Raw genomic sequence first — 23,590 nt, forward strand, 5'->3', positions numbered from 1 at the left:
CACGCGAACAGAGGGCAGTCACCCGGCGACAGGGAACCCGGCAGCCTTCCAGGCCTGGAAGCCGCCGACGAGGTCGGTGGCGTGCCGCAGCCCGAGTTGGCGCAGGGAGTGAGCCGCGAGGCTCGACGCGTACCCCTCGTTGCAGACGACGACGATCTCCAGGTCGTGGCTGACGGCCTGCGGGGCGCGGTGGCTGCCCTGCGGGTCGAGGCGCCACTCCAGTTCGTTGCGCTCGACGATCAGCGCCCCCGGGATCAGGCCGTCGCGTTCGCGCAGCGCCGCGTACCGGATGTCGACGAGGAGGCCGCCGGACCGGTCGATCTCGTACGCCTCCCGGGGCGTGACCCGGTCGAGGCCGCGCCGTACCCGTTCGAGGAACTCGTCTATGCCCACGGGTGTGGGCGGCTCCGCGGCGTCCGCCGGTACACCCGGGACGCCGTTCAACTCAAGGCCCGCACTCACTGCCAGTCCTCCGGACGCTCGACGTGCTCAAGGCGTAGCACGTCACCAATGCGGCTGTAGCGACGGATTCGTGGAAGTGGCGGATAGTACGCGTGCACGGAGACGGCGTGTTCCGTAGAGGACTCGTTGAGCACCTCGTGCACGTGGTTGCGGCCGAATGCCCTTCCTTCTCCGGCGGGCAGCCGCCGTTCGCGGTCGATGCCCTCGGTGAGTTCCAGGGTCTTCCAGCCGTCGGTGGGCAGCCGGGCGGCGAGGGAGTACTCCTTGAGGGCGCCGGACGCGGTGGTGAACGCGCCGACCGACTCGGCGTGGTCGTGCCAGCCGGTGCCGGTGCCGGGAGGCCATCCGATCAGCCAGGCCTCGCTGCCGCCGGGCCCGTCGAGGCGTACCCAGGTGCGGCCCTCGGGGTCGAGGGGGAGTGAGGCGACGAGGTCGGCGTCCGCGGCGGTGCGGCGCACGAAGTGGAGGAGGTCGGCCGAGGTGGGAGGGGCCACGCGGGAGCCGGCGGGGGAGGGCAGCGGGGCAGGGCTTGAGACAGACGCTGACATGGGACCGTCCTGGGAGTTCGCGGAACGGCGCGCCGACGACGGGCGCGCGAGAAGGTGGTGATGGCGAATTCAGCAGGACGGCTGACACACGCAGCCCGCATAGCGGACGAGGTCCATGTGGACCCTCCGCCACAAGCGGACAGCGGTGTCGGTCATGGTCCGGAGTAGACCATGACGCTGGGGAGCGGTCAACTCGCGCTCAGCATGCGGTCGGACGAGCCCCGGGGCGGTCGTTACCGCTTCAACATCAGTTGTCTCCGGGGCTTGCGATGATCCCGTGATCCGGTCCGGAGGCCTGGCCTGGGGTCTTAAGGAGGGCCCTTTCGGTGTCCGGCTTGCTTGAACCGGTGCCCTAAGGGGATGGCTTTTTCGGCTCGCTCGACGACCCGGTGGCAGGTGTCCCACCGGGCGCGCGGCTGCCCTTCGGGTCGGTGCCGGGCAGTGCGTGGGCCGGTCCGTCACCGTTCGGCCCGGTGGTGGGCCTTCCGCCGGCCGCCCGGGCATCGCCGGGCTCGCTGCCGGGCTTGCCGCCGGCCTTCGGGCCGTTATCAGGCGCCGCCCTGGGCGCTCCGCTGTTCTTCCTCGGCGCGCCCTTCGACCGCACCTTCTCCGGCGCTTCCCGCACCACCTTGCCCAGGGCCGCCTCGGCGGCCGCGTACAGCTCCGCGGGACGTACGCCGTTCAGCGCCGTGACCAAGTGGCCGTCGGGCCGGACGAGCAGGACCGTGTGCGCCGCGGCGCCCGGGTAGCTCTCCGCGACGAGCAGCTCGGCGGGGCACGGCAGCGCGGTCACCGCGGCGGCGAGCCGGGGCATGATCCCCGCCGTCATCCAGTGCCGCCGGTCCCACACGACGGTCCCGGGCGCCACGAGCACCACGAGGAGTTGACTGAGGCCGAGCCGGTCCCGCAGCCGTACGACCGAACCGTCGGGAGCCGTGACGGCCACGTCGACGACCGGGGCGCCCGGTTCCGTGTCCACGAGGACCGTGGAGTCCGAACTTCCGGGGGACAGGGGCGAGTCGGCGTACGCCCCCGGCGCACCCAGCTGGCCGCGCCCCACATGGCCGTCCGTCAGCAGCGCGTCCTGACCGCGCGCGGCCCCCGGCACGTACGAACGCAGTCCACCGCCGCCACGGAGCAGGGGCAGCGACTGGTCGGCGGCGCGCAGGCGCGCGGCCACGGCGGCGCGCCGCTCGGTCTGGTAGCTGTCGAGCAGCGCGCCACTCGGGCCGTGGTGCCAGGCGAGCGCCAGCTTCCAGGCGAGGTTGTCCGCGTCCCGGAGGCTCTCGTCCAGGCCCTGGGTGCCGAGGGCGCCGAGGAGGTGGGCAGCGTCCCCGGCCAGGAAGCAGCGGCCGACCCGCCACCTGCGGGCGAGCCGGTGGTGGACCGTGTGGACACCGGTGTCGAGGAGGTCGTACGGCGGGGTGGCGCCGCACCAGCCCGAGAGGGTCTCCCGGACGCGGGAGACGAGGGCGTCAGGTGTCACCAGGTCACCGCGCGGCGGCAGCAGCCAGTCGATCCGCCAGACGCCGCCCGGCAGGGGCCGTGCCGTCACCTCGGGGCCGCCGCCGGGCCACGGCGGGCTCCGGTGCAGCAACGCTTCTCCGGGCCAGGGAAGTTCCGTCCGCAGGGCGGCGACCGCGTGCCGCTCGACCGCCGTGCGCCCCGGGAAGCGGATGTCGAGGAGCTTGCGGACCGTCGACCGGGGGCCGTCGCAGCCGACCAGATAACTGCCACGCCACCAGGTGTCCTTGGGCCCGCGTGTGTGGGCCGTGAGCCCGGAGGCGTCCTGCTCCAGGGTGTCCAGCTTGCTCTCCACCGCGATCTTCACGAGCCGCTCGTCGGCGATGGCGTCCCGCAGCACACCCGTCAGCACGTGCTGCGGCAGGTGCAGCGGTGAGGGCATCTCGTCACTGAACGTGAGCTGCCGCATCACCTGCTTGCGCCGCATCGACCGCCAGCCGCCCCAGCGCGCACCCGTGTCCGGCCCCCCGAAGGACACCCCGCAGAGGCGCTCGACGAGGGCCGCCGTGTCCTCCCGCAGGACGACGGTCCGCGCGGGGCGCTGCTCGTCCTTGCCCGGCCCCTCGTCCAGGACCACGGTGGGAACCGAGTGACGGGCGAGAGCCAGGGCGAGCGTGAGCCCCACGGGGCCCGCGCCGACGACGATCACCGGGTCCACGGCGCACGGCCTCCTGCCAGGACGGCCCGCGAGCGCTGGACGGACGTACGGGAAATGGCAGTTGAAACCCGGTGCACGATCACAGAACGTATGCAACCCACTGCTGGTTCCTGCGTCAAGCGACGAAGGCAGTGGCGTGATCGCCACTGCCTTCGTTCTTGCAGATCATCGGGTGAGCGCCGGGGGGCGGGTCAGGTGGTGCTCCCGCCGGTGTCGGTCAAGCCGCCGCCGATGCCGCCCACGCCGCCACCGCCGTCGCCCGTCGCGAACCCTCCCGCCACGGCCGCCGGAGGCACCGTCGCGCCGGTGGACTTCTTGCTCCGCCGCAGCCGCTGCTCCAGCCAGCTCGCGAACGACGTGAGGATGAAGTTCAGCACGATGTAGATCACCGCGACGACCGTGAAGCTGGCGATGACGTTGGCTCCGTAGTAGCCGCTCATCGTGCTGACGGTCGACAGGAGCTCGGGGAAGGTCAGCATCGCGCCGCCGAGCGCGGTGTCCTTCACGATGACCACGATCTGGCTGACGATCGCGGGCAGCATCGCCGTGACCGACTGCGGAAGGAGCACGGACCGCATGGTCTGGCCCTTGCGCAGGCCGATGGCCTTGGCCGCCTCGGTCTGGCCCTTGGGCAGCGCCAGGATGCCCGCTCGTACGATCTCCGCGAGCACGGAGGCGTTGTACAGGACGAGACCGGTCACGACCGCGTACATGGGGCGGTCGTCGGAGGAGACGTCGCTGTACTCGGCGAAGGCCGCGTTGGCGAACAGCATCAGGATCAGGACCGGGATCGCGCGGAAGAACTCCACGATCGTGCCGGCCACGATGCGTACCCACAGGTGGTCCGAGAGGCGCGCGATGCCCAGCACCGCGCCGAGGGGCAGCGCGATGACCATGGAGTACGCGGCCGCCTTGAGGGTGTTCTCCAGGCCGGGCCAGATGTACGTCGTCCAGGCCCTGCTGTCCGTGAAGAAGGGCTTCCACTTCTCCCAGTCGAGCTGGCCCTTGTCGGAGAGGGCGTTGTAGACCCACCAGACCAGCAGGCCCATGGCGATGACGAAGACGACCGAGTAGATGATGTTGCGCTGCTTGGCGCGGGGGCCCGGGACGTCGTAGAGGACGGAGTTCATCGCTTGACCGCCACCTTCTTGCTGACCCAGCCGAGGATCAGACCGGTCGGAAGCGTGAGGCAGATGAAGCCGAACGCGAAGACGGCGGCGATCGCGATCGTCTGGGCCTCGTTCTCGATCATGCCCTTCATCAGCAGGGCCGCCTCGGCGACGCCGATCGCGGCGGCCACGGTGGTGTTCTTCGTGAGCGCGATCAAGACGTTGGCGAGCGGTGCCACCACCGAGCGGAAGGCCTGGGGGAGCACGACGAGGGTGAGGACCTGCGTGAAGCTCAGCCCGAGTGCCCGGGCGGCCTCGGCCTGGCCCATCGGCACGGTGTTGATGCCCGAGCGCAGCGCCTCACAGACGAAGGCGGCGGTGTAGGCGGTCAGACCGAGCACGGCCAGGCGGAAGTTGGTCGCGTCGATGGTCGACGCACCCAGGTCGATGAGCAGCGTCTGGTTCAGGCCGAGCGACGTGAACACGATGATGATGGTCAGCGGAATGTTCCGCACGACGTTGACGTAGACGGCTCCGAAGCCGCGCATCAGGGGCACCGGGCTGACGCGCATGCCCGCCAGCACGGTTCCCCATATCAGGGAGCCGACCGCTGAGAGTCCGGTGAGCTTCACCGTCTCCCAGAAGGCCCCCCACAGGTCATAGCCTTCAAGAAAGTCGAACACGTTCTCCCGCGCTTCCGCGTAGAGGGACAGCTTCCGCGTAGAGGGCGAAGGGGCGCGCCGCCATGATGAGCGGCACGCCCCTCACGTCCTGCTTACTTGACGATGTCGCCGATCTTCGGGGCGGGCTCGTTCTTGTAGCTGGCCGGGCCGAAGTTGTCCTTCACGGCCTTCTCCCACGACCCGTCCTTGACCATCGCGGTCAGCGCGTCGTTGATCTTCTTCTTGAGGTCGGAGCCCTTCTTGACGCCGATCCCGTAGTTTTCGTTGGTCATCTTGAAGCCGCCGAGCTTGAACTTGCCCTGGAAGTTCTTCTGCGCGGCGTAACCGGCGAGGATCGAGTCGTCGGTGGTGAGCGCGTCGATGGCCTTGCTCTGCAGGCCGGTCAGGCACTGGGAGTACGCGCCGTAGTTCTGGAGCTGGGCCTTGGGCGCCAGCTTCTCCTTGACGTTCTGCGCCGAGGTCGAACCCGTCACCGAGCAGAGCTTCTTGCTGTTCAGGTCCTTCGGCGACTTGATCGACTTGTCGTCGGCGCGGACCAGGACGTCCTGGTGGGCGAGCAGGTACGGGCCGGCGAAGTCGACCTTCTCCTCGCGCTCCGGCGTGATCGAGTAGGTCGCCGCGATGAAGTCGACGTCACCGCGCTGGAGCATCGTCTCGCGGTCGGCGCTCTTGGCTTCCTTCCACTCGATGTCGCCGTCCTTGTAGCCGAGCTTCTTGGCCACGTAAGTGGCGACGTCGACGTCGAAGCCCTCGTACTTGCCGTCGGGCGTCTTCTGGCCGAGGCCGGGCTGGTCGAACTTGATGCCGATGGTGACCTTGCCGCCCCCGCCGGAGCCCTTCTTGTCGTCCTTGTCGTCACTGCCACACGCCGTGGCCGTGAGGGAGAGCGCGAGCAGAACGGAGGCTGCCGCGGTGACCTTGCGAACCTTCATGGTGAACATCCTTCGTGTCGGCGGAGGTTGGGGGAGACGCTGCCGAGCGTCATGCGTCGGATGAGGCATCCCGCGCGCGGGAACGCGTGCGGCGCGTCAGTGGTGCAGGATCTTCGACAGGAAGTCCTTGGCACGGTCGCTGCGCGGGTTGCTGAAGAACTGGTCCGGTGTGGCCTCTTCGACGATCCGGCCGTCCGCCATGAAGACGACGCGGTTGGCGGCCGACCGGGCGAAGCCCATCTCGTGGGTGACGACGACCATGGTCATGCCGTCCCGGGCGAGCTGCTGCATCACCTCGAGGACCTCGTTGATCATCTCGGGGTCGAGCGCCGACGTGGGCTCGTCGAAGAGCATGATCTTGGGCCCCATGGCGAGCGCCCTGGCGATCGCGACACGCTGCTGCTGGCCGCCGGAGAGCTGCGCCGGGTACTTGTCGGCCTGCGTGCCGACACCCACGCGGTCGAGCAGGCCGCGTGCCTTCTCCTCCGCCTCCGCCTTGGCCGTCCTGCGCACTTTGACCTGGCCCAGCATCACGTTCTCGAGCACGGTCTTGTGCGCGAAGAGATTGAAGGACTGGAAGACCATGCCCACGTCGGCGCGGAGCCTGGCCAGCTCCTTGCCCTCCTGGGGCAGCGGTTTGCCGTCGATCGTGATCGCGCCGGAGTCGATGGTCTCCAGGCGGTTGATCGTGCGGCACAGCGTCGACTTGCCGGACCCGGAGGGTCCGATCACGACGACCACCTCGCCGCGGGCGATGGTCAGGTCGATGTCCTGGAGGACGTGCAGTGCGCCGAAGTGCTTGTTGACGTTCTTCAACACGACAAGGTCGTCCGCCGCGGGTATGGCGTCCTTGGTCACCGAAACTTCGGTCACGGCTTGTTGCTCCATCCTCCTCGGGTTGGGAGGACAGTAGTAACCCGGTGCGACCAGCGTCATTACATCTGAGGGGAAATTGAGCATAACGATCCGGCCGCAACCGGACACTTTGTGTGAAGAGGGCGCCCCGCGCGCGTACCGGGTGCATAACGGAACGTGTCCGTGACCCGAAGGGCCTTGACGCGGTCCTTATCCATCGGCGTGGATGCCTTGGGGCGCGCGAGAGCGTCCGGCACACCGCTGGTTCCGCGCGCACGCGCGCGTAGGACACGCCTACGGCAAAGGGCGTAGCCCGCGCGCGAGCGGGAGCGGAACGATCAATGAACTGACGGTACGACCGATGAACCACAGGGGAGCCTATGGGCTGGAGGAGGGCCGCATGAGACTGCTGCTCGTCGAGGACGACGACCACGTGGCCGCCGCCTTGTCCGCGGTCCTGGCCCGGCACGGCTTCGCCGTCACCCACGCGCGCAACGGCGAGGAGGCCCTCCAGGCCCTGCTGCCGGGCGAAGCGGCACCCTTCGGAGTGGTGCTCCTCGACCTCGGCCTGCCCGACCAGGACGGCTACGAGGTCTGCGGGAAGATCCGCAAGCGCACGCAGACCCCGGTCATCATGGTGACGGCCCGCGCCGACGTGCGCTCCCGCATCCACGGCCTGAACCTCGGAGCCGATGACTACGTGGTGAAGCCCTACGACACCGGGGAACTCATCGCGCGCATCCACGCGGTCACCCGCCGCCCGTCCGCCGCGGAGGCCGCCGCGGCCCCCGCCGAGACGGAACTGCGCCTCGGCAACGTACGCATCGAACTGCCCACCCGTCAGGTCAGTGTGGACGGTGCCAAGGTGCAACTGACCCGCAAGGAGTTCGACTTGCTCGCGCTGCTGGCCCAGCGGCCCGGGGTGGTGTTCCGGCGGGAGCAGATCATCAGCGAGGTGTGGCGCACCAGTTGGGAGGGTACGGGCCGCACGCTGGAGGTGCACGTCGCCTCCCTGCGGGCCAAGCTGCACATGCCCGCCCTGATCGAGACCGTGCGCGGCGTCGGGTACCGGCTCGTCGCCCCGGCGTCGTAGCGAGGTCAGGTGCGCGCCCGTCTCCTGCCGCTGCTCATCGTCCTGATGGCGGGCGTCCTGCTCGCCCTGGGATTCCCCCTCGCGGTGAGCGTGGCGTCCGCCCAGCAGCAGAAGGTCGTCGTCGACCGCATCGACGACACGGCACGCTTCGCCTCGCTCGCGCAGTTCGTCACCAAGCGGCCCGCCGGCTCGCGGATGCGCGACAAGGACGAGCGGCGCGAGACCCTCCAGAAGGAACTCGACTACTACAACGAGGTCTACGGCATCAAGGCGGGCGTCTTCTTCCGCGACAGATACCCCATGGCGCACGCCCCTGCCGCCTGGTTCCTGCCCGGCCCGGGCCGCCCCGTGCGCGACGCCTTCGACGAGGCGCTGCGCTCCCGGGGGAGCCACGACCCGCCGCAGGTGTGGCCCTGGGAGGAGGGCGGGCGCATCGTCGTGGCGTCCCCGGTGATCCGTGACGGCGACGTGGTCGCCGTCGTCGTCACCGACTCGCCCACCGGGCGGATGCGCGCGCAGACCCTGCACGGCTGGCTGCTGATCGCCGCGGGCGAGTCGGCGGCGATGCTCCTCGCGGTCGGCGCCGCGCTGCGCCTGACCCGCTGGATCCTGCGTCCGGTGGGCGTCCTGGACGCGACCACGCACGACATCGCGACCGGGCGCCTCGCCTCCCGGGTGGCGGCGGCCGGAGGGCCGCCGGAACTCCGGCGCCTGGCCCGTTCGTTCAATGAGATGGCCGACCACGTCGAGGACGTCCTGGAGCAGCAGCGCGCCTTCGTCGCCGACGCCTCCCACCAACTGCGCAACCCGCTCTCCGCCCTCCTCCTGCGCATCGAGCTGCTCGCCCTGGAGCTGCCCGAGGGCAATGAGGAGATCGCCTCGGTCCGCACCGAGGGCAAGCGCCTCGCTCAGGTCCTCGACGACCTCCTGGACCTGGCGCTCGCCGAGCACGCGGCGGCCGACCTCCAGCTCACCGACATCGGCGGCCTTGCGGCCGAGCGCGTGGCGTCCTGGCGCCCGCTCGCCGAGGAGCGGGGCGTGCGCCTGGAGGGTCACTGCCCGGCGACCACCGGCTGGGCGGACCCGGTGGCCCTGTCCAGCGCCCTGGACGCGGTGATCGACAACGCCCTCAAGTTCACGCCCGAGGGGGAGCGCGTCGAGGTGCGGGTCTCCTCGGCCGACGAGACGACGACGGTCGTCGTCACCGACCGCGGCCCGGGCCTCACCGACGACGAACTGGCCCGCGTCGGCGACCGGTTCTGGCGCAGCAACCGCCACCAGAACGTCAAGGGCTCCGGCCTCGGACTGTCGATCTCCCGGGCGCTGCTCGCCGCGGGCGGCGGCTCCCTGGTGTACGCGCGCCACGAGCCGCACGGCCTGAAGGTGACGGTCGGGGTGCCCCGGCAGGCGCCCGCGGGCGTGCCGGCGGCTAAGGCTTGACCGAGCGGTAGTAGCGCCGCGCGCCCTCGTGCAGCGCCAAGGGGTGCGTGTACAGGGCCGTCCGCAGGTCGACCAGTTGCGCGGCGTGCACGCGCGCGCCGATGCGGTCCCTGCTGTCGATGACCGTACGGGTCAGGCCCTCGGTCAGCTTCGGGTCGGCCCGGTCGGTGGTCACCAGGAGGTTGGCCACCGCGAGAGTGCGCACGGACGCGTTCTGCTGGGCCTCCGGGTAGGCGTCGGCAGGCATGACGGCGGCACGGTAGTAGCGCGACTCGCGGCCCTGCCGGTGCAGCGCGTCGACGAGGTCGCCGAGCGGTACGAGACGGATGCTCATGCGCTCGGAGAGCTTCTGTACGGAGGTCGTGGGCAGCCCGCCGGACCAGAAGAAGGCGTCGATCTCGCCGCGCCGCAGCAGCTCGGGTGCGGTGTCTATGCCGGCGGGCAGCGCCTTGATGTCCTTCTCCAGGTCGAGCCCGGCGGCCTGGAGGACGCGGTCGGCGATCAGTTGCACCCCGGAGCGCGGCTGCCCGACGGCGACCTTCTTTCCGCGCAGGTCCCGCGCCGACGCGATGTCCGACGAGCCGCGCACGACGATGTGCACGTAGTCGTCGTACAGCCGGGCGCAGCCGCGCAGCCGGTCCGCGCCGGGCCCGCCGTCGAGGCGGTACTTCTCCACGGCGTCGGCCGCCGCGATGGTGAAGTCGGCCTTCCCGGTGGCCACCCGCTGCACGTTCTGCTGCGATCCCTGGCTGTTCAGGAGGTCGATGCTGACGTCCGGCATGTCCTTGGCCGCGGCACCCCGTAGCAGGTTCCCGTACGTCTCGTAGACGGCACCCTTGACGCCCGTACTGAAGCTCATCCGGCCCTTGGGCGACTCATCCCCCATGGGGAGCAGCCACCACAGGAGCAGCCCGAACACCAAGAGGCCCGCGACCGAGCCCTGGAGGGCGCGCCGGCGGGTGAGGTGAGGCAGGGCCGCGAACATGGCGCGATCCTGCCATTTCCGGCGCGGTGGTGACCAGGGCCGGGGCGGTGCCGTTCGGCGAGCGCGGGCCGCCCTCTGCGGCCGCCCTCTACGGAACAGGCGCTCTAGCGCACCACGGCCCGCGTCAGCAGCGCCTGGAGCGTTTCCTGCTCCCGGTCCGAGAGGCGGCTCAGGGGTGACTCCTGGGAGAGCGAGTCCATGAGGCGCTCGCGCAGTGCGGTGCCCTTGGGCGTGAGGACGAGCTGCTTGGCGCGGCGGTCGCTGGGATGGGGGCGGCGCTCGACGAGCCCCTGCTCCTCCAGGCGGTCGGAGACGAACGTGGCGTTGGACGGCTCGCAGGTCATCCGCTGCGCCAGCTCGCGCAGGGTCAGGGGCCCGGTCAGCTCCCGCAGGGCGACGGCCTGGGGCGCGGTCAGGCCGAGGGCGGTGGCGTGCTCGCGCACGTGCGTCTCGATCCGCCGGGCGAGGGCGTTCACGAGCCCGCAGACGCGCCAGTCGGCCGCCGGGAGGCCCTCGTGCGTCTCCGCGCCCTCGATCGCCGTACGGGGCTCTTGGACGCCTCCTTGAGCCTTCTCGCGTTCTTGGGCCATCCCTCGCTCCTGGGCCGTCCCGCACGTGTTCGCCATGGCACTCAGCCTACTCACTTCATGCAACTGAAATGGTTGCAACTCGAATGGTTCTAGTTCTAACGTTTCCGTGGTGCGGCGCTGCGACGCCCGTGCCACCGGCTGAACCCACTGCCCTGGAGAGCCCATGCCCACATCCGAGAACACCGCCGCGGCCCTCGCCGATGGCGCCGCGCCGCAGTCCGCTGAAGACGCCGCAGAGCGGCTCCGCAGGCCCGCCCGCACCCGCACGTTCCACCTCGGCGAGCTGCGCGTCAGCTATGTGGCGGACGGCGCCGTGGGCCTCAAGCCCCGCGGCTGGCTGCCCGCCGCCACCGAGGGCGACTGGGCGACGTACGCGGACCACCTGGACGAGCACGGGCACCTCGTGGCGAGCGTCGGCGCGCTGCTCGTCGAGCACGGCGACCGCGCCCTGCTGATCGACACCGGATTCGGCCCCAAGACCTCTCCGGACGACCCGGACAACCCCCTGGTGGGCGCCCTGCGCAGCGGCCGGCTGCTCGACGGCCTCCACGAGCTGGGCCGCGCCCCCGACGCCATCGAGGCGGTCGCCTTCACGCATCTGCACGGCGACCACATCGGCTGGGCCTGGCACCCGGCCTCGGGCGGCACCGGGCCCGCCTTCACGCGCGCCGCCTACCTCTTCGCGGAGCCCGAGTGGGAGCAGCGCCACCTGGCGGCGGGCCATGGCGCGACCGAGGAGGTCCTGGCCGCCCTCGCGCCCAAGGTGCGCACGCTCACGGACGGCGAGGAGATCTTCCCGGGCGTACGCGCCCTTGTGCGGCCGGGGCACACGGTCGGTCACGTGACCTACGAGATCACCTCGGGCGGTGAGCGGCTCCTGGCCTTCGGGGACGCCATGCACTCGCCGGTTCAGGTCACCCACCCGGAGTGGTCCGCGGCCGTCGACCACGACCCCGCAGTCGCGGCCGAGTACCGCCACTGGCTCGTGCGCGAGCTGGCCGAGCCCGGCACGGTCGGCTTCGGCGTCCACTTCGCGGACGTGGTCTTCGGCCGGGCGGAACGGGACTCCCAGGGGCGCACGGTCTGGGCCCCACTGCCCTGACGGCTGACCGCCCGGCTCAGGCCTTGCGGGCCACACCCGCGTACATGGCGACCTCGTCCGGCAGCGCCGCCGGGTCGCCGTCGGCCCCTTCCGGGCGCCAGCGCGAGCACGAGACCACGCCGGGCTCCAGCAGGTCGAGGCCGTCGAAGAACCGGGCCACCCGATCCGGGGTGCGCTGCGTCAGCTTCGGAGTGCCGTGCTCGTTCCAGAAGGCCACCGCCGCGTCCACGTCCGGCATCGCCGGGCTGGTGATCGTGTGCGAAAGCACCAGATGGCTTCCGGCGGGCAGGGCGTCCATGAGACGGCGTACGAGACCGTAGGCCTCCTTGTCGTCGTCGATGAAAATCACGACCCCCAGGAGCATCAACGCGACCGGCTCACTGAAGTCCAGGGTCCGCCCCGCGTGCTTCAGGACGCTCTCGACATCCCTCATGTCGGCGTCCAGGTAGTCGGTGCGCCCCTCCGGGGAACTGGTCAGCAGGGCGCGCGCGTGCGTGAGGACCAGCGGATCGTTGTCTACGTAGACGATGCGTGACTCCGGGGCGATCCGCTGGGCCACCTCGTGCGTGTTGTCGGCCGTCGGCAGGCCGGTGCCGATGTCGAGGAACTGGCGCACGCCGCGGTCGGTCACCAGGTGGCGCACCGCGCGGCCCAGGAAGAGCCGGTCCGCGCGCGCGTAGTCACCGATCCCGGGGTGCAGCTCGCGGATGCGGTCGCCCGCCTCGCGGTCGACGGCGTAGTTGTCCTTGCCGCCGAGCCAGTAGTTCCAGATCCGCGCCGTGTGCGGCTGCGCGGTGTTGATCCGGCTCCGTACGGCGTCGGCGGCGTCCTTGAGGGACGGGTCCTGGGCGCTGTGCGGAGCCTCAGGGGAGGGGTTCCCGGTCACGTGATCGCCTCCTGGCGCGAGGGGTGGGCCGGTTCGGGTGTCAACACGCAATCTAGCGGGGCAAGTTGCGTGCTCCGGCCCGGACCGGCACACGGGCTCGCAGCGCTGGGTCCCGCGAGGGCCTGCCCGCGCCGGGCCGGGGCCGCGCGGCCGCTCCGCACGGTGTACTGATCCGAGCCCTTACCCTGGACGGGTGAGCGGTGACGACGTGGCTGGTGGAGCAGTGGACGGATTGAAGACCTACGAGGTGCGCACCTACGGGTGCCAGATGAACGTCCACGACTCCGAGCGCCTCTCCGGCCTCCTGGAGGGCGCGGGGTACGTGCGCGCCCCGGAAGGCTCCGACGGCGACGCGGACGTCGTGGTCTTCAACACGTGCGCGGTGCGTGAGAACGCCGACAACCGCCTCTACGGCAACCTCGGCCGCCTCGCCCCGAGGAAGGCCTCGCGCCCCGGCATGCAGATCGCCGTCGGCGGCTGTCTGGCGCAGAAGGACCGGGACACCATCGTCAAGAAGGCCCCCTGGGTCGACGTCGTCTTCGGCACGCACAACATCGGCAAGCTGCCGGTCCTCCTGGAGCGCGCCCGCGTCCAGGAAGAGGCGCAGATCGAGATCGCCGAGTCCCTGGAGGCGTTCCCCTCGACGCTGCCCACCCGCCGCGAGAGCGCGTACGCGGCCTGGGTGTCGATCTCCGTCGGCTGCAACAACACCTGCACCTTCTGCATCGTGCCCGCCCTGCGCGGCAAGGAGAAGGACCGCAGGACCGGCGACATCCTCGCCGAGATCGAGGCCCTCGTCGCCGAGGGCGTCTCCGAGATCACGCTCCTCGGGCAGAACGTCAACGCGTACGGCTCGGACATCGGCGACCGCGAGGCCTTCAGCAAGCTCCTGCGCGCCTGCGGCGCGATCGAGGGCCTGGAGCGGGTCCGCTTCACCTCGCCGCACCCGCGCGACTTCACGGACGACGTGATCGCCGCGATGGCCGAGACGCCGAACGTGATGCCCCAGCTGCACATGCCGCTGCAGTCCGGCTCGGACCCCGTCCTGAAGGCCATGCGCCGCTCCTACCGGCAGGAGCGCTACCTGGGCATCATCGAGAAGGTCCGCGCCGCCATCCCGCATGCGGCCATCACCACGGACATCATCGTGGGCTTCCCCGGGGAGACCGAGGAGGACTTCGAGCAGACCCTGCACGTGGTCCGCGAGGCCCGCTTCGCCCAGGCCTTCACCTTCCAGTACTCCAAGCGCCCCGGCACCCCCGCGGCCGAGATGGACGGCCAGATCCCCAAGGAGGTCGTGCAGGCGCGCTACGAGCGCCTGGTGGCCCTCCAGGAGGAGATCTCCTGGGACGAGAACAAGAAGCAGGTCGGCCGCACCCTGGAGCTCATGGTCGCCGAGGGCGAGGGCCGCAAGGACGGCGCCACGCACCGCCTCTCCGGCCGCGCCCCCGACAACCGCCTGGTGCACTTCACCAAGCCGGACACCGAGGTGCGCCCCGGTGACGTGGTCACCGTCGAGGTGACGTACGCGGCGCCGCACCACCTCCTCGCCGAGGGCCCCGTACTCGACGTGCGCCGCACGCGCGCGGGCGACGCCTGGGAGAAGCGCAACGCCGCCGAGACCGCGAAGCCGGCCGGCGTGCTGCTCGGCCTGCCCACGGTGGGCGTCCCGGAGCCCCTGCCGGTGGCGACGGGCGGCGGCTGCGCCCTCGACTGACGGCTCGCGGCCGGGTGCCCCGCACGGGGCACCCGGCCGCACCCTGTCCCCGCCGTCCGCGCGCGGACGAGCGGCCCCGGATCCCGCGCCGACCGTGCTCCAGCCGGTCGCCCTCCTCGCTGTCCGTGGGGAGCGTTACGCTGCGGATCATGCTTGTCGCCGCCGCCGTCTGCCCCTGCCCGCCCCTGCTCGTGCCCGAGGTCGCCGCGGGTGCCGCGCCCGAGCTGGACGCCGCGCGTGCGGCCTGCTCGGACGCGATCGCCGTCCTCGCGGCCTCCCGGCCGGACCTCCTGATGGTCGTCGGCCCCGCCGACCGGAGCGGGCGCGGCCCCCATGCGCAGGGCACCCCCGGATCGTTCCGCGGTTTCGGTGTCGACCTCGATGTGACGCTCGGTGAGGCGCTCCCCGCGCACGGCGGCGGTACGGCGCCGGAGAGCGGACTGCCGACGTCCCTCGCCGTCGCCGGGTGGCTGCTCGACCGCACGAAATGGTCGGCCGCACCCGTGGAAGGCCTCGGCGTGGGGGAACCTCTCACGCCCGAGCGGTGTATCCAGAGCGGAGAGGAAATCGCCGCCCGCGCCGACCGGGTGGCGCTCCTGGTCATGGGCGACGCCAGCGCCTGCCGCACGCTGAAGGCGCCCGGCTATCTCGACCCCCGGGCGGAGGGATTCGACGCGCGCGTCGCCGAGGCGCTGGGTGCGGCGGACGTGGCGGCGCTCAAGGCCCTGGACGTCGACCTGGCGCACGAGCTGAAGGCGGCGGGCCGCGCCCCCTGGCAGGTGCTCGCGGGCGCCGCCGAGGGCGCGGGCCTGCGCGGCGCGCTGCTCTTCGACGACGCGCCGTACGGCGTGGGGTATCTGGTGGCGGCCTGGTCCTAGGGGGCTGTTCCTAGGGGGGCCTGTTCCTGAACTGCCCGGTGACGGCGCGAGCCCCTTCAGGCGACCCGCCCGCTGACTGGTAGCGGACGGGTCCCCGCACACGCCGACGGCCGTGAAGCTGAGCGCGCTTCACGGCCGTCCACCGGTGTGTTCAGGAGACCGACGGGTGTGACGGCGGCGACGGGGGAGTGGTGCCGTCCCCCGCGCCCTTGCCGTCGTGGCTCCCGGCGAGGCGATCCAGGGCGTCCTCCGCGGTGCCCGTCCCCGTGCTGCCGCGCGAGGCCTAAGACCTTGTCCTTCGCGGGGGCGGCTTTCGCAATCCGCGGGAAGCCCATGGGCTCACCTTGCCTCAGGGAGTCACTTGCGGGCGCCCTCACCGGCCTCGTTGTCGGCCGCCTCCTGGGCGGACTGCTGCTTGGGGATCTCCACATTCTCGGCGTTGTCGGCGCTGTCAGCGTTCTCGGCGTTCTCGGCGTTCTCGGCCTTGGCGGTGTTCTCCGCGGCGGCGGTCTCAGCAGTCTCGGCGGTCTCCGCCTTCTCGCCCGTATCGTCCTTGCCGCCCTCGGCTTCGCCCTTCGCCTCGCCCGTGGCATCGCCCCCGGCGGCCGCCTCGGCCCCGGCCGTCTCCTCGGCACCGGCAGACTCAGCGGCACCCTCCGGCTCCGCCGTGAGCGTCGCTGCCGCTGCCTCCTCAGTCGATGCCTCGGCCTTCTTGCGGCGGAACCGTGAAAAAACACCCATAACTACTCCATACGTTACTCGTGTGGGCGAAATCCCGCGTCGCCCGGTGCGTCCGATTGCGTCGCACGGGTCACCGGTCTCGAAACCGGCGGCCGGGACCTCGCAACAGGCAACGACCCCGCAGCCGTGCCGTCACGTAGCTCGTTCGGGCAGTCGCGGCGTGATTTGCGAGACTGGGGCGGTGAGTAGTGCAGCCCCCGCACCGCGGGTCATCGCCGTTGTCGGGCCCACCGCGGCCGGAAAGTCCGATCTGGGAGTCTTCCTGGCACAGCGCCTCGGTGGCGAAGTCGTCAACGCCGACTCGATGCAGCTGTACCGAGGGATGGACATCGGTACCGCCAAGCTGACGCCCGCCGAGCGCGACGGCGTCCCGCATCACCTCCTGGACATCTGGGACGTCACCGAGGCGGCGAGCGTCGCCGAGTACCAGAAGCTGGCGCGCGCGGAGATCGACCGCCTGCTCGCCGATGGCCGCTGGCCGATCCTCGTCGGCGGCTCGGGCCTGTACGTCCGAGGCGCCGTGGACCACCTGGACTTCCCCGGCACCGACCCCGCCGTACGCGCCCGCCTCGAGGAGGAGCTGGAGCAGCACGGCCCCGGCGCGCTGCACGCCCGGCTCGCCGCCGCCGACCCCGCGGCGGCCCGCGCGATCCTGCCCGGCAACGGCCGGCGGATCGTCCGCGCCCTGGAGGTCATCGAGATCACGGGGCAGCCCTTCACCGCCAACCTGCCCAGCCACGAGTCCGTGTACGACACCGTGCAGATCGGCGTCGACGTGGGCCGGCCCGAGCTGGACGAACGCATCACCGTGCGCGTGGACCGCATGTGGGAGGCGGGACTCGTCGAAGAAGTGCGCGCGCTGGAGGCGCAGGGGCTGCGGGAGGGGCGCACGGCGTCCCGCGCGCTCGGGTATCAGCAGGTGCTCGCGGCGCTCGCGGGGGAGTGCACCGAGGACGAGGCGCGCGCCGAAACCGTGCGCGCCACCAAGCGCTTCGCGCGCCGTCAGGACTCGTGGTTCCGCCGCGACCCCCGGGTGCACTGGCTCAGCGGGGCGGCCGCCGACCGCGGGGAACTCCCCGGGCGAGCAGTGGCGTTGGTCGAACGAGCGGTCACAGCCTGATCACGTGATGGCATCGGGACGCTCCGCCGGTCATCGTGGCACCTGACGCCGTGCCATCATCGACCATCGATCGACCAGTGGAGTCCGAAGTGGGAGGGCGCGTGGCGATGGAGGCCGGCCCTCGTGACACCGCACATGACGGCGAGCGGCACACCGCACGTGAGGGCGGGCGGCACGCCGCTCCTCACGGTGAGCGGCACACCGTTCCCGACGGAGCGCGACTCAGCCCGGACGGTCCGGACAGCCAGGACGTGACCACGAGCGGCGTGACCGACGACGGGCCCTCCGAGGCGGAGCTGGCCGCGCAGCCCGAGGTCGAGGTCGAACTGCGCCCCCAGCGCAGACTGCGCATCTGGCAGCTCGCCCCGATCGTGATCCTGGCCGCCGTCGGCTCCCTGATGTTCGCCTTCCCGCTGGCCTTCGAGTTCGGCGACGGCGGTGCCGTGGTCGCCATGCTCGGGCTGCTCATCAGCTCCTGCGCCGCGGGCTGGGGCATGATGGCCGCCCGCCGCGTGGGCTACACCTGGCCGGGCCTGCCGGAGCGCGGCTCGGGGCGGCGCCCGGACTGGCGCGTGGTCTCCGCGTACACCCTGGTCGTCGCCGTCGCCGCCGTCCTCGCGGTGTGGCGGGTGGCCCGGCTCCGCTGAGCCGGGCGTCGCACGGGACGGCTCTCCCATCGGTGTCGTACCCACCCCGTACGATCGAGGAATGAGCACGCCGATCGCCTTCCTCAAGGGGCACGGGACCGAGAACGACTTCGTGATCGTCCCCGACGCCGACAACTCCATCGAGCTGCCCCCGGCCGCCGTCGCCGCTCTGTGCGACCGGCGCGCGGGCATCGGTGGCGACGGCCTGCTGCACGTCGTGCGCTCCGCCGCGCACCCGGACGCGCGGCATCTGGCCTCCGAGGCCGAGTGGTTCATGGACTACCGCAACGCGGACGGCTCGATCGTCGAGATGTGCGGCAACGGCGTGCGCGTGTTCGCGCGCTACCTCCAGCGCGCCGGGCTCGTCGGCGAGGGCGACCTGGCCGTGGCCACCCGAGGCGGCGTGAAGCGCGTGCACATCGCCAAGCCCGCCACCCCCGGCGGCCCGGACGGGGACGTCACCGTCGCCATGGGCAAGGCCGTGCTCCCGGAGGGCGACGTCACGGTCTCCGTGGCCGACCGCCACTGGCCCGCCCGCAATGTGAACATGGGCAACCCCCACGCCGTCGCCTTCGTGGCCGACCTGGCACACGCGGGCAACCTCTACAGCCCGCCGCCGTTCACCCCGGCCACCGCGTACCCGGACGGGGTCAACGTGGAGTTCGTGGTCGACCGCGGCCCCCGCCACGTCGCCATGCGCGTGCACGAGCGCGGCGTCGGCGAGACCCGCTCGTGCGGCACGGGCGCGTGCGCCGTCGCCGTCGCCGCGGCCCGCAGGGACGGCCTGGACCCCACGGCGACCGGCACCCCGGTCACGTACACCGTGGACGTGCTCGGCGGCACCCTGGTGATCACCGAGCGGCCCGACGGCGAGATCGAGATGACGGGCCCCGCCGTGATCGTCGCCGAAGGCGAGATCGCCCCGGAGTGGCTGGCCTCGGTGACGGCCTGAGAGCAGTGGGCTGCGGCCGAGGTGCCGGTGAGCGGCGACCTGAAGCGGTGCGCTGAAGGAGCTGCGAGGGCTGCTCCGAAGGCGAGGCGACAGACGGGCCGGCCCGATCGCGCGAGGGCGGTGCCGCGCGCGTGACGGCCCTCCTGAGGCCCGTGGAGACCAAGCCCGCCCAGTCCGCAGCAGCCGTCCCGGCCCGATCCCGCGGCAAAACCCCCGAGCGCCGCCTCTGCGCCACGTGGACGCACCCACCCCGCGCAACCGCCCCCCGACACCACCGGGCGCCCCGTACGCCCGGCGAAACAGTCGAAACGGGAGCCTGCCCCGTCACGATGGGGCTTCCCCGTGTCGAATCAGTACTCGTCCCAGTCGAATCATCACTCGAAACAGCACTTCACAGAACTGTCGCTCGAATGGGTGATCCGTTTCACGCTCGGCGAGAGCGGGTCAGCACCGCGTGATGGGCTCGGTAGCATCAAGCACCGGCCCGGACGGAGCAGGCTGCCGTTCGTACACCGCCGGTCGGAGCTGCCGGAGGTGCCCATGAGTGCGGAGGCCACGAATCCCGCGACGCCCGGCCCCACGACGCCCTCGGGCCCGATCCCGGCGACAGCGGGATCCACGGGCCAGCGGCGCCGCGCCCGCCCCCGGCTCGACCTGCGCAGACTCGGCTGGGCCGCGCTCCTCGGCACGGCTGCCCGCGGCCGCGTCCCGGACGCCATCAGTCACGTCGCCGAGGCCCACCGAGGCCACCACCCGGACGCCGACCTGGAGCCGCTGCGCCGCGCCTACGTCCTCGCGGAGTCCTCGCACCGCGGCCAGAAGCGCAAGAGCGGCGAGCCGTACATCACCCACCCGCTCGCCGTCACCCTGATCCTGGCCCAACTGGGCGCCGAGACGACCACCCTGACCGCGTCCCTCCTCCACGACACGGTCGAGGACACCGACGTGACGCTCGATCAGGTGCGCGCCGAGTTCGGCGAGGACGTGTGCTATCTGGTCGACGGCGTCACCAAGCTGGAGAAGGTCGACTACGGAGCGGCCGCCGAACCCGAGACCTTCCGCAAGATGCTCGTCGCCACCGGCAACGACGTCCGCGTGATGTCGATCAAACTCGCCGACCGCCTGCACAACATGCGCACCCTCGGCGTGATGCGCCCCGAGAAACAGGCACGCATCGCCAAGGTCACCCGGGACGTGCTCATCCCCCTCGCCGAGCGGCTCGGCGTGCAGGCGCTCAAGACCGAGCTGGAGGACCTCGTCTTCGCGATCCTCCACCCCGAGGAGTACGCCGAGGTCGAGGGGCTCATCGCGGCGAAGAACGCGGGCGGTTCCGACCCCCTCGCGGACATCGCCGAAGAGGTACGCGGCGTGCTCCGCGAGGCGGGCATCGCCGCGGAAGTGCTGATCAGACCCCGCCACTTCGTCTCCGTACACCGCGTGCACCGCAAGCGCGGCGCCCTGCGCCCCGCCGACTTCGGACGCCTGCTCGTCCTCGTCGCCGAGGACGCCGACTGCTACGGAGTGCTCGGCGAGCTGCACACCTGCTTCACGCCGGTCGTGGCGGAGTTCAAGGACTTCATCGCCGTACCGAAGTTCAACCTCTACCAGTCGTTGCACACGGCCGTCGCGCGGCCCGACGGCGAGGTCGCCGAAGTCCTCATCCGCACCCACCAGATGCACCGCGTCGCCGAGGCAGGCGTCGTCGCCCTGCGCAGCCCCTACGCGCCTCCCGTGGAGGAGCAGCCCGCCGACGGCGAGCGCGCCGACCCCACCCGGCCCGGCTGGCTCTCACGCCTCCTCGAATGGCAGCAGGCCGCGCCCGACCCCGACACGTTCTGGTCCACGCTGCGCGAGGACCTCGCCCAGGACCGCGAGATCGCCGTCTTCCGCCCCGACGGCGGTACGCTCGGCCTTCCCGCGGGCGCCAGCTGCGTCGACGCCGCCTACGCCCAGTACGGCGAGGACGCCCACGCCTGCATCGGCGCGCGCGTGAACGGCCGCCTCGCGACGCTCAGCACGGTCCTGCGGGACGGCGACTCCGTGCAGCTCCTCATGGGCCAGGACCCGTCGTCGGGGCCCTCACGCGAGTGGCTCGACCACGCGCGTACGCCCGCCGCGCGGATCGCCATCCGGCGCTGGCTCGCCTCCCACCCGACCCCGGCCCCCGGCCAGCCCGCGACAGCGTCCGCGCCCTCCGCGACGGTGCCGTCGGCCGCCCCGCGGCCCCCGGTGCCGGCGGCCCTGCGCCCGGCCGCCGCGAACGTGGTCGCCGACCGCGAGGGCGCCACCGTACGCCTCGCGGGCTGCTGTACGCCCGTACCGCCCGACGAGGTCACGGGATTCGCGGTACGCGGCGGCGTCGTCACCGTCCACCGTGTCAGCTGCCCCGCGGTGGCGCGCATGAAGGGCGTGGGGCGCCCGGAGGTGGGCGTGCGCTGGGGGGACAGCGCCGAGTGCCGGGTCACGCTCATCGCCGAGTCGTTCGGCAGGCCGCACCTCCTCGCCGACCTCACCGAAGCCATCGCCCTGGAAGGCGCCGCCATCGTCTCGGCGACCGTGGAGCCCCCCAGCCAGCAACGCGTCCGCCACACGTACACCCTGGAGCTCCCGGACGCCGCTGACCTGCCCGCCCTGATGCGCGCGATGCGGAACGTACCGGGGGTGTACGACGTGAGCAGGGCACAGCACCGGGCCGCGGCGACGCCCTAGCCGCCGTCCTGGAGGAGCCGTGGCGACGCCCTGGAGGGCCGCAGCGATGCCCCGGTGGGCCGCAAGCGATGCCCTGGAGGAGCGCAGCGATGCCCTAGGGAACGCGAGGGCGCCCGCCTGCCCCCGCCGCGCCCCTCCGAGCCTCCACCCGCTCTCCGGGCCGCGCCGCTGAGGCATCCGGCCACCCCCGCCCCGACACGTTCGAGTGGCCCGGCGCGCGTCATCACGGCGCGGAAGGCAGGCGCTGATAGCGGTAGTTCATGCTGCTCACCCCACGCCCCACGGCCGCGAGGACCAAGGCCGCGCGGCCCCGGTCCGTCCGCGTTGCCATCGCCGTCCTCGCGACCGCCGCCTCCACCGCCCTGCTGGCCGCGAGCGTCCCGCAGCCGGCCGTGCCGCTCGGCATCGGCGACCGGCTCTTCCCGCACCTCGGCAACCCGGGATACGACGTCCTGGAGTACGACATCGCGTTCGCCTACCGGGGGAACAACGCCAAGCCGCTCGACACGGTCACGAAGATCGACGCACGCGCGACCGCCGCCCTTGAGCGGATCAACCTCGACTTCTCCCAGGGCAAGGTCCGCTCCGTCGACGTCAACGGCGCGCCCGCCACCTTCGACACCAGCGGCGAAGACCTCGTCATCACCCCCCACGCGCGCGTGGAGCGCGGTCAGCGCATGCGGGTCACCGTCCGGCACACCAGCCACCCGGTCGGCGGCAAGGAGGAGGGCGGCTGGGTGCGCACCGCCGACGGCCTGGCCATGGCCAACCAGGCCGACGCCGCACACCGCGTGTTCCCCTGCAACGACCACCCCGCCGACAAGGCACACTTCACCTTCCGCGTCACCGCTCCCAAGGCGCTCACCGCCGTCGCCAACGGCCTGCCGGTGGCCAAGACCCGCGCCGGGGCCACCACCACGTGGGCGTACCGCACCGAGCACCCCATGGCCACCGAACTGGCGCAGGTCTCCGTCGGCCGCTCCACGGTGCTGCACCGCACCGGCCCGCGCGGCCTCCCCGTACGTGACGTCGTACCGACCAAGAGCCACAAGAAGCTGGAACGGTGGCTCAAGAAGACGCCCGGTCAGATCGCGTGGATGGAGGGCAAGGTCGGCCGCTACCCGTTCGAGAACTACGGACTGCTCGTCGCCGATGCCAGGACCGGCTTCGCGCTGGAGACGCAGACGCTGTCGCTCTTCGAGAAGCAGCTGTTCACGCGGCCGGAGTTCCCGGAGTGGTACGTGGACACGATCATGGTCCACGAGCTGGCACACCAGTGGTTCGGCGACAGCGTCAGCCCCCGCACCTGGTCCGACCTGTGGCTCAACGAAGGGCACGCCACCTGGTACGAGGCCCTGTACGGCGAGGAGAAGTCGGGGCACAAGCTGCGGACGCGGATGCGCGAGGCCTACCGGTACTCGGACCAGTGGCGCGCCACCGGCGGCCCGCCCGCCGCTCCCAAGGCGCCCAAGCCGGGGGAGAAGATCAGCCTCTTCCGGCCCGTCGTGTACGACGGCAGCGCGCTCGTGCTCTACGCGCTGCGGCAGGAGATCGGACGGCCCGCCTTCGAGAGTGTGGAGCGCGCTTGGGTGCGCGCCCACCGGGACGGCACCGCGACCACCGCTGACTTCACGCGCCTGGCCTCGCACGTCTCGGGCCGGGACCTGCGCGCGTTCTTCGCCGCCTGGCTGTACGGCACCAAGACACCGCCGATGCCGGGGCATCCCGACTGGACGTCTGAGGCACCGGGCAAGAGCCGGCCCGGCCGGGCCGGCGGCGGCCAGATCCCCCCGGGGCACGCCCACCACTGATCAAGGTCCCGCGCCGCCTGTTCTACGGCGTTTGTCCAGGTGGCGGGCCTGGGAATAACCCAGGTGACGAGACGGGCCGTCCCGTGCAACCATCTTCAGGTCGGCGGCGCGGCCCGTCCGGGACATCCCCTCGGGGAGATCTCAGGGG

At 71.8% G+C, this 23,590-nt stretch carries 22 protein-coding genes; 10 read left to right on the plus strand and 12 right to left on the minus strand.

Features of this window, described 5'->3' with window-relative positions; translation table 11 throughout:
• Positions 1–18: 18 nt before the first annotated feature.
• From AC07GB_RS22240 to AC07GB_RS22275, 8 genes are all read right to left on the minus strand, one after another.
• Positions 19–462: a rhodanese-like domain-containing protein gene (locus AC07GB_RS22240; RefSeq protein ID WP_478848001.1), complete on the minus strand. Its 444-nt coding sequence runs from the start codon at positions 460–462 to the stop codon at positions 19–21.
• Positions 459–1,010 carry a cupin domain-containing protein gene (locus AC07GB_RS22245; protein ID WP_478848003.1) on the minus strand — a complete coding sequence of 184 codons (552 nt, stop codon included), beginning with the start codon at positions 1,008–1,010 and terminating at the stop codon, positions 459–461. Before AC07GB_RS22245 ends, AC07GB_RS22240 begins: the two co-directional genes overlap by 4 nt.
• Positions 1,011–1,079: 69 nt before the next feature.
• The gene (locus tag AC07GB_RS22250) at positions 1,080–1,166 is read right to left on the minus strand and encodes a putative leader peptide (protein ID WP_361832679.1); all 87 of its coding nucleotides are present in this window, start codon (positions 1,164–1,166) and stop codon (positions 1,080–1,082) included.
• 196 nt (positions 1,167–1,362) lie between these two features.
• Entirely contained in the window at positions 1,363–3,192 is a 1,830-nt protein-coding gene (locus AC07GB_RS22255; protein ID WP_478848005.1) for an FAD-dependent monooxygenase, read from the minus strand.
• Between the two features lie 191 nt (positions 3,193–3,383).
• Positions 3,384–4,322 (minus strand): amino acid ABC transporter permease, encoded by a 939-nt coding sequence (locus tag AC07GB_RS22260; protein WP_478848007.1) that lies wholly within the window; start codon positions 4,320–4,322, stop codon positions 3,384–3,386.
• The gene (locus AC07GB_RS22265; protein WP_478848009.1) at positions 4,319–4,984 is read right to left on the minus strand and encodes an amino acid ABC transporter permease; all 666 of its coding nucleotides are present in this window, start codon (positions 4,982–4,984) and stop codon (positions 4,319–4,321) included. Before AC07GB_RS22265 ends, AC07GB_RS22260 begins: the two co-directional genes overlap by 4 nt.
• A gap of 92 nt (positions 4,985–5,076) precedes the next feature.
• On the minus strand, positions 5,077–5,916 hold the full coding sequence (locus tag AC07GB_RS22270) for a glutamate ABC transporter substrate-binding protein (protein WP_478848011.1): 840 nt from the start codon (positions 5,914–5,916) through the stop codon (positions 5,077–5,079).
• 96 nt (positions 5,917–6,012) lie between these two features.
• Entirely contained in the window at positions 6,013–6,789 is a 777-nt protein-coding gene (locus AC07GB_RS22275; RefSeq protein WP_478848013.1) for an amino acid ABC transporter ATP-binding protein, read from the minus strand.
• Between the two features lie 382 nt (positions 6,790–7,171).
• On the opposite strand from AC07GB_RS22275, the gene AC07GB_RS22280 reads away from it, so the two are divergent.
• Both AC07GB_RS22280 and AC07GB_RS22285 read left to right on the plus strand, forming a co-directional pair.
• Positions 7,172–7,864 (plus strand): response regulator transcription factor, encoded by a 693-nt coding sequence (locus AC07GB_RS22280; protein ID WP_478848015.1) that lies wholly within the window; start codon positions 7,172–7,174, stop codon positions 7,862–7,864.
• 9 nt (positions 7,865–7,873) lie between these two features.
• Positions 7,874–9,304: a sensor histidine kinase gene (locus AC07GB_RS22285; protein WP_478848017.1), complete on the plus strand. Its 1,431-nt coding sequence runs from the start codon at positions 7,874–7,876 to the stop codon at positions 9,302–9,304.
• Here AC07GB_RS22285 and AC07GB_RS22290 read toward each other — a convergent pair.
• A complete protein-coding gene (locus tag AC07GB_RS22290; RefSeq protein WP_478848019.1) occupies positions 9,294–10,289 on the minus strand; it encodes a TAXI family TRAP transporter solute-binding subunit in 996 nt (331 codons plus the stop codon). The two genes, AC07GB_RS22285 and AC07GB_RS22290, sit on opposite strands and share 11 nt — an antisense overlap.
• 104 nt (positions 10,290–10,393) lie before the next feature.
• On the minus strand, positions 10,394–10,879 hold the full coding sequence (locus AC07GB_RS22295) for a MarR family winged helix-turn-helix transcriptional regulator (protein WP_478848020.1): 486 nt from the start codon (positions 10,877–10,879) through the stop codon (positions 10,394–10,396).
• 163 nt (positions 10,880–11,042) lie between these two features.
• On the opposite strand from AC07GB_RS22295, the gene AC07GB_RS22300 reads away from it, so the two are divergent.
• On the plus strand, positions 11,043–11,981 hold the full coding sequence (locus tag AC07GB_RS22300; protein WP_478848022.1) for an MBL fold metallo-hydrolase: 939 nt from the start codon (positions 11,043–11,045) through the stop codon (positions 11,979–11,981).
• A gap of 16 nt (positions 11,982–11,997) precedes the next feature.
• On the opposite strand, the gene AC07GB_RS22305 is transcribed toward AC07GB_RS22300, so the two are convergent.
• Positions 11,998–12,783, minus strand: a complete 786-nt coding sequence (locus AC07GB_RS22305; RefSeq protein ID WP_478848208.1) for an SAM-dependent methyltransferase — start codon at positions 12,781–12,783, stop codon at positions 11,998–12,000.
• 292 nt (positions 12,784–13,075) lie between these two features.
• Between AC07GB_RS22305 and miaB the strand changes: the two genes are divergently transcribed.
• Together miaB and AC07GB_RS22315 are read left to right on the plus strand one after the other, a co-directional pair.
• Positions 13,076–14,584, plus strand: coding sequence for a tRNA (N6-isopentenyl adenosine(37)-C2)-methylthiotransferase MiaB (miaB, locus tag AC07GB_RS22310; protein WP_478848209.1), 1,509 nt, complete (start codon positions 13,076–13,078; stop codon positions 14,582–14,584).
• Between the two features lie 149 nt (positions 14,585–14,733).
• A complete protein-coding gene (locus AC07GB_RS22315; RefSeq protein ID WP_478848024.1) occupies positions 14,734–15,462 on the plus strand; it encodes a class III extradiol dioxygenase subunit B-like domain-containing protein in 729 nt (242 codons plus the stop codon).
• 357 nt (positions 15,463–15,819) lie between these two features.
• On the opposite strand, the gene AC07GB_RS22320 is transcribed toward AC07GB_RS22315, so the two are convergent.
• Positions 15,820–16,203: a hypothetical protein gene (locus tag AC07GB_RS22320; protein ID WP_478848026.1), complete on the minus strand. Its 384-nt coding sequence runs from the start codon at positions 16,201–16,203 to the stop codon at positions 15,820–15,822.
• A 181-nt stretch (positions 16,204–16,384) separates the two neighbouring features.
• Between AC07GB_RS22320 and miaA the strand changes: the two genes are divergently transcribed.
• The 5 genes from miaA (at position 16,385) to AC07GB_RS22345 (ending at position 23,442) form a co-directional block, all read left to right on the plus strand.
• Positions 16,385–17,323 carry a tRNA (adenosine(37)-N6)-dimethylallyltransferase MiaA gene (gene miaA / locus AC07GB_RS22325; protein WP_478848028.1) on the plus strand — a complete coding sequence of 313 codons (939 nt, stop codon included), beginning with the start codon at positions 16,385–16,387 and terminating at the stop codon, positions 17,321–17,323.
• A 107-nt stretch (positions 17,324–17,430) separates the two neighbouring features.
• The gene (locus tag AC07GB_RS22330) at positions 17,431–17,970 is read left to right on the plus strand and encodes a hypothetical protein (protein WP_478848211.1); all 540 of its coding nucleotides are present in this window, start codon (positions 17,431–17,433) and stop codon (positions 17,968–17,970) included.
• A 61-nt stretch (positions 17,971–18,031) separates the two neighbouring features.
• Complete coding sequence (gene dapF, locus AC07GB_RS22335; RefSeq protein WP_478848030.1) at positions 18,032–18,922, plus strand: diaminopimelate epimerase; 891 nt, start codon at positions 18,032–18,034, stop codon at positions 18,920–18,922.
• A 540-nt stretch (positions 18,923–19,462) separates the two neighbouring features.
• Positions 19,463–21,631: a RelA/SpoT family protein gene (locus AC07GB_RS22340; RefSeq protein WP_478848032.1), complete on the plus strand. Its 2,169-nt coding sequence runs from the start codon at positions 19,463–19,465 to the stop codon at positions 21,629–21,631.
• A gap of 260 nt (positions 21,632–21,891) precedes the next feature.
• The gene (locus tag AC07GB_RS22345) at positions 21,892–23,442 is read left to right on the plus strand and encodes a M1 family metallopeptidase (protein ID WP_478848034.1); all 1,551 of its coding nucleotides are present in this window, start codon (positions 21,892–21,894) and stop codon (positions 23,440–23,442) included.
• Positions 23,443–23,590 lie beyond the last annotated feature (148 nt).

Source organism: Streptomyces sp. NPDC045778 (assembly GCF_056431945.1).

Excerpts from the sequence above, each read along its gene's own strand:
- AC07GB_RS22245 (WP_478848003.1), bottom strand. The coding sequence starts at position 1,010 with ATGTCAGCGTCTGTCTCAAGCCCTGCCCCGCTGCCCTCCCCCGCCGGC.
- AC07GB_RS22250 (WP_361832679.1), bottom strand. The coding sequence starts at position 1,166 with ATGACCGACACCGCTGTCCGCTTGTGGCGGAGGGTCCACATGGACCTC.
- AC07GB_RS22260 (WP_478848007.1), bottom strand. The coding sequence starts at position 4,322 with ATGAACTCCGTCCTCTACGACGTCCCGGGCCCCCGCGCCAAGCAGCGC.
- AC07GB_RS22270 (WP_478848011.1), bottom strand. The coding sequence starts at position 5,916 with ATGAAGGTTCGCAAGGTCACCGCGGCAGCCTCCGTTCTGCTCGCGCTC.
- AC07GB_RS22280 (WP_478848015.1), top strand. The coding sequence starts at position 7,172 with ATGAGACTGCTGCTCGTCGAGGACGACGACCACGTGGCCGCCGCCTTG.
- AC07GB_RS22290 (WP_478848019.1), bottom strand. The coding sequence starts at position 10,289 with ATGTTCGCGGCCCTGCCTCACCTCACCCGCCGGCGCGCCCTCCAGGGC.
- AC07GB_RS22295 (WP_478848020.1), bottom strand. The coding sequence starts at position 10,879 with ATGGCCCAAGAACGCGAGAAGGCTCAAGGAGGCGTCCAAGAGCCCCGT.
- AC07GB_RS22300 (WP_478848022.1), top strand. The coding sequence starts at position 11,043 with ATGCCCACATCCGAGAACACCGCCGCGGCCCTCGCCGATGGCGCCGCG.
- AC07GB_RS22315 (WP_478848024.1), top strand. The coding sequence starts at position 14,734 with ATGCTTGTCGCCGCCGCCGTCTGCCCCTGCCCGCCCCTGCTCGTGCCC.
- AC07GB_RS22320 (WP_478848026.1), bottom strand. The coding sequence starts at position 16,203 with ATGGGTGTTTTTTCACGGTTCCGCCGCAAGAAGGCCGAGGCATCGACT.
- AC07GB_RS22330 (WP_478848211.1), top strand. The coding sequence starts at position 17,431 with ATGGAGGCCGGCCCTCGTGACACCGCACATGACGGCGAGCGGCACACC.
- dapF (WP_478848030.1), top strand. The coding sequence starts at position 18,032 with ATGAGCACGCCGATCGCCTTCCTCAAGGGGCACGGGACCGAGAACGAC.
- AC07GB_RS22340 (WP_478848032.1), top strand. The coding sequence starts at position 19,463 with ATGAGTGCGGAGGCCACGAATCCCGCGACGCCCGGCCCCACGACGCCC.
- AC07GB_RS22345 (WP_478848034.1), top strand. The coding sequence starts at position 21,892 with ATGCTGCTCACCCCACGCCCCACGGCCGCGAGGACCAAGGCCGCGCGG.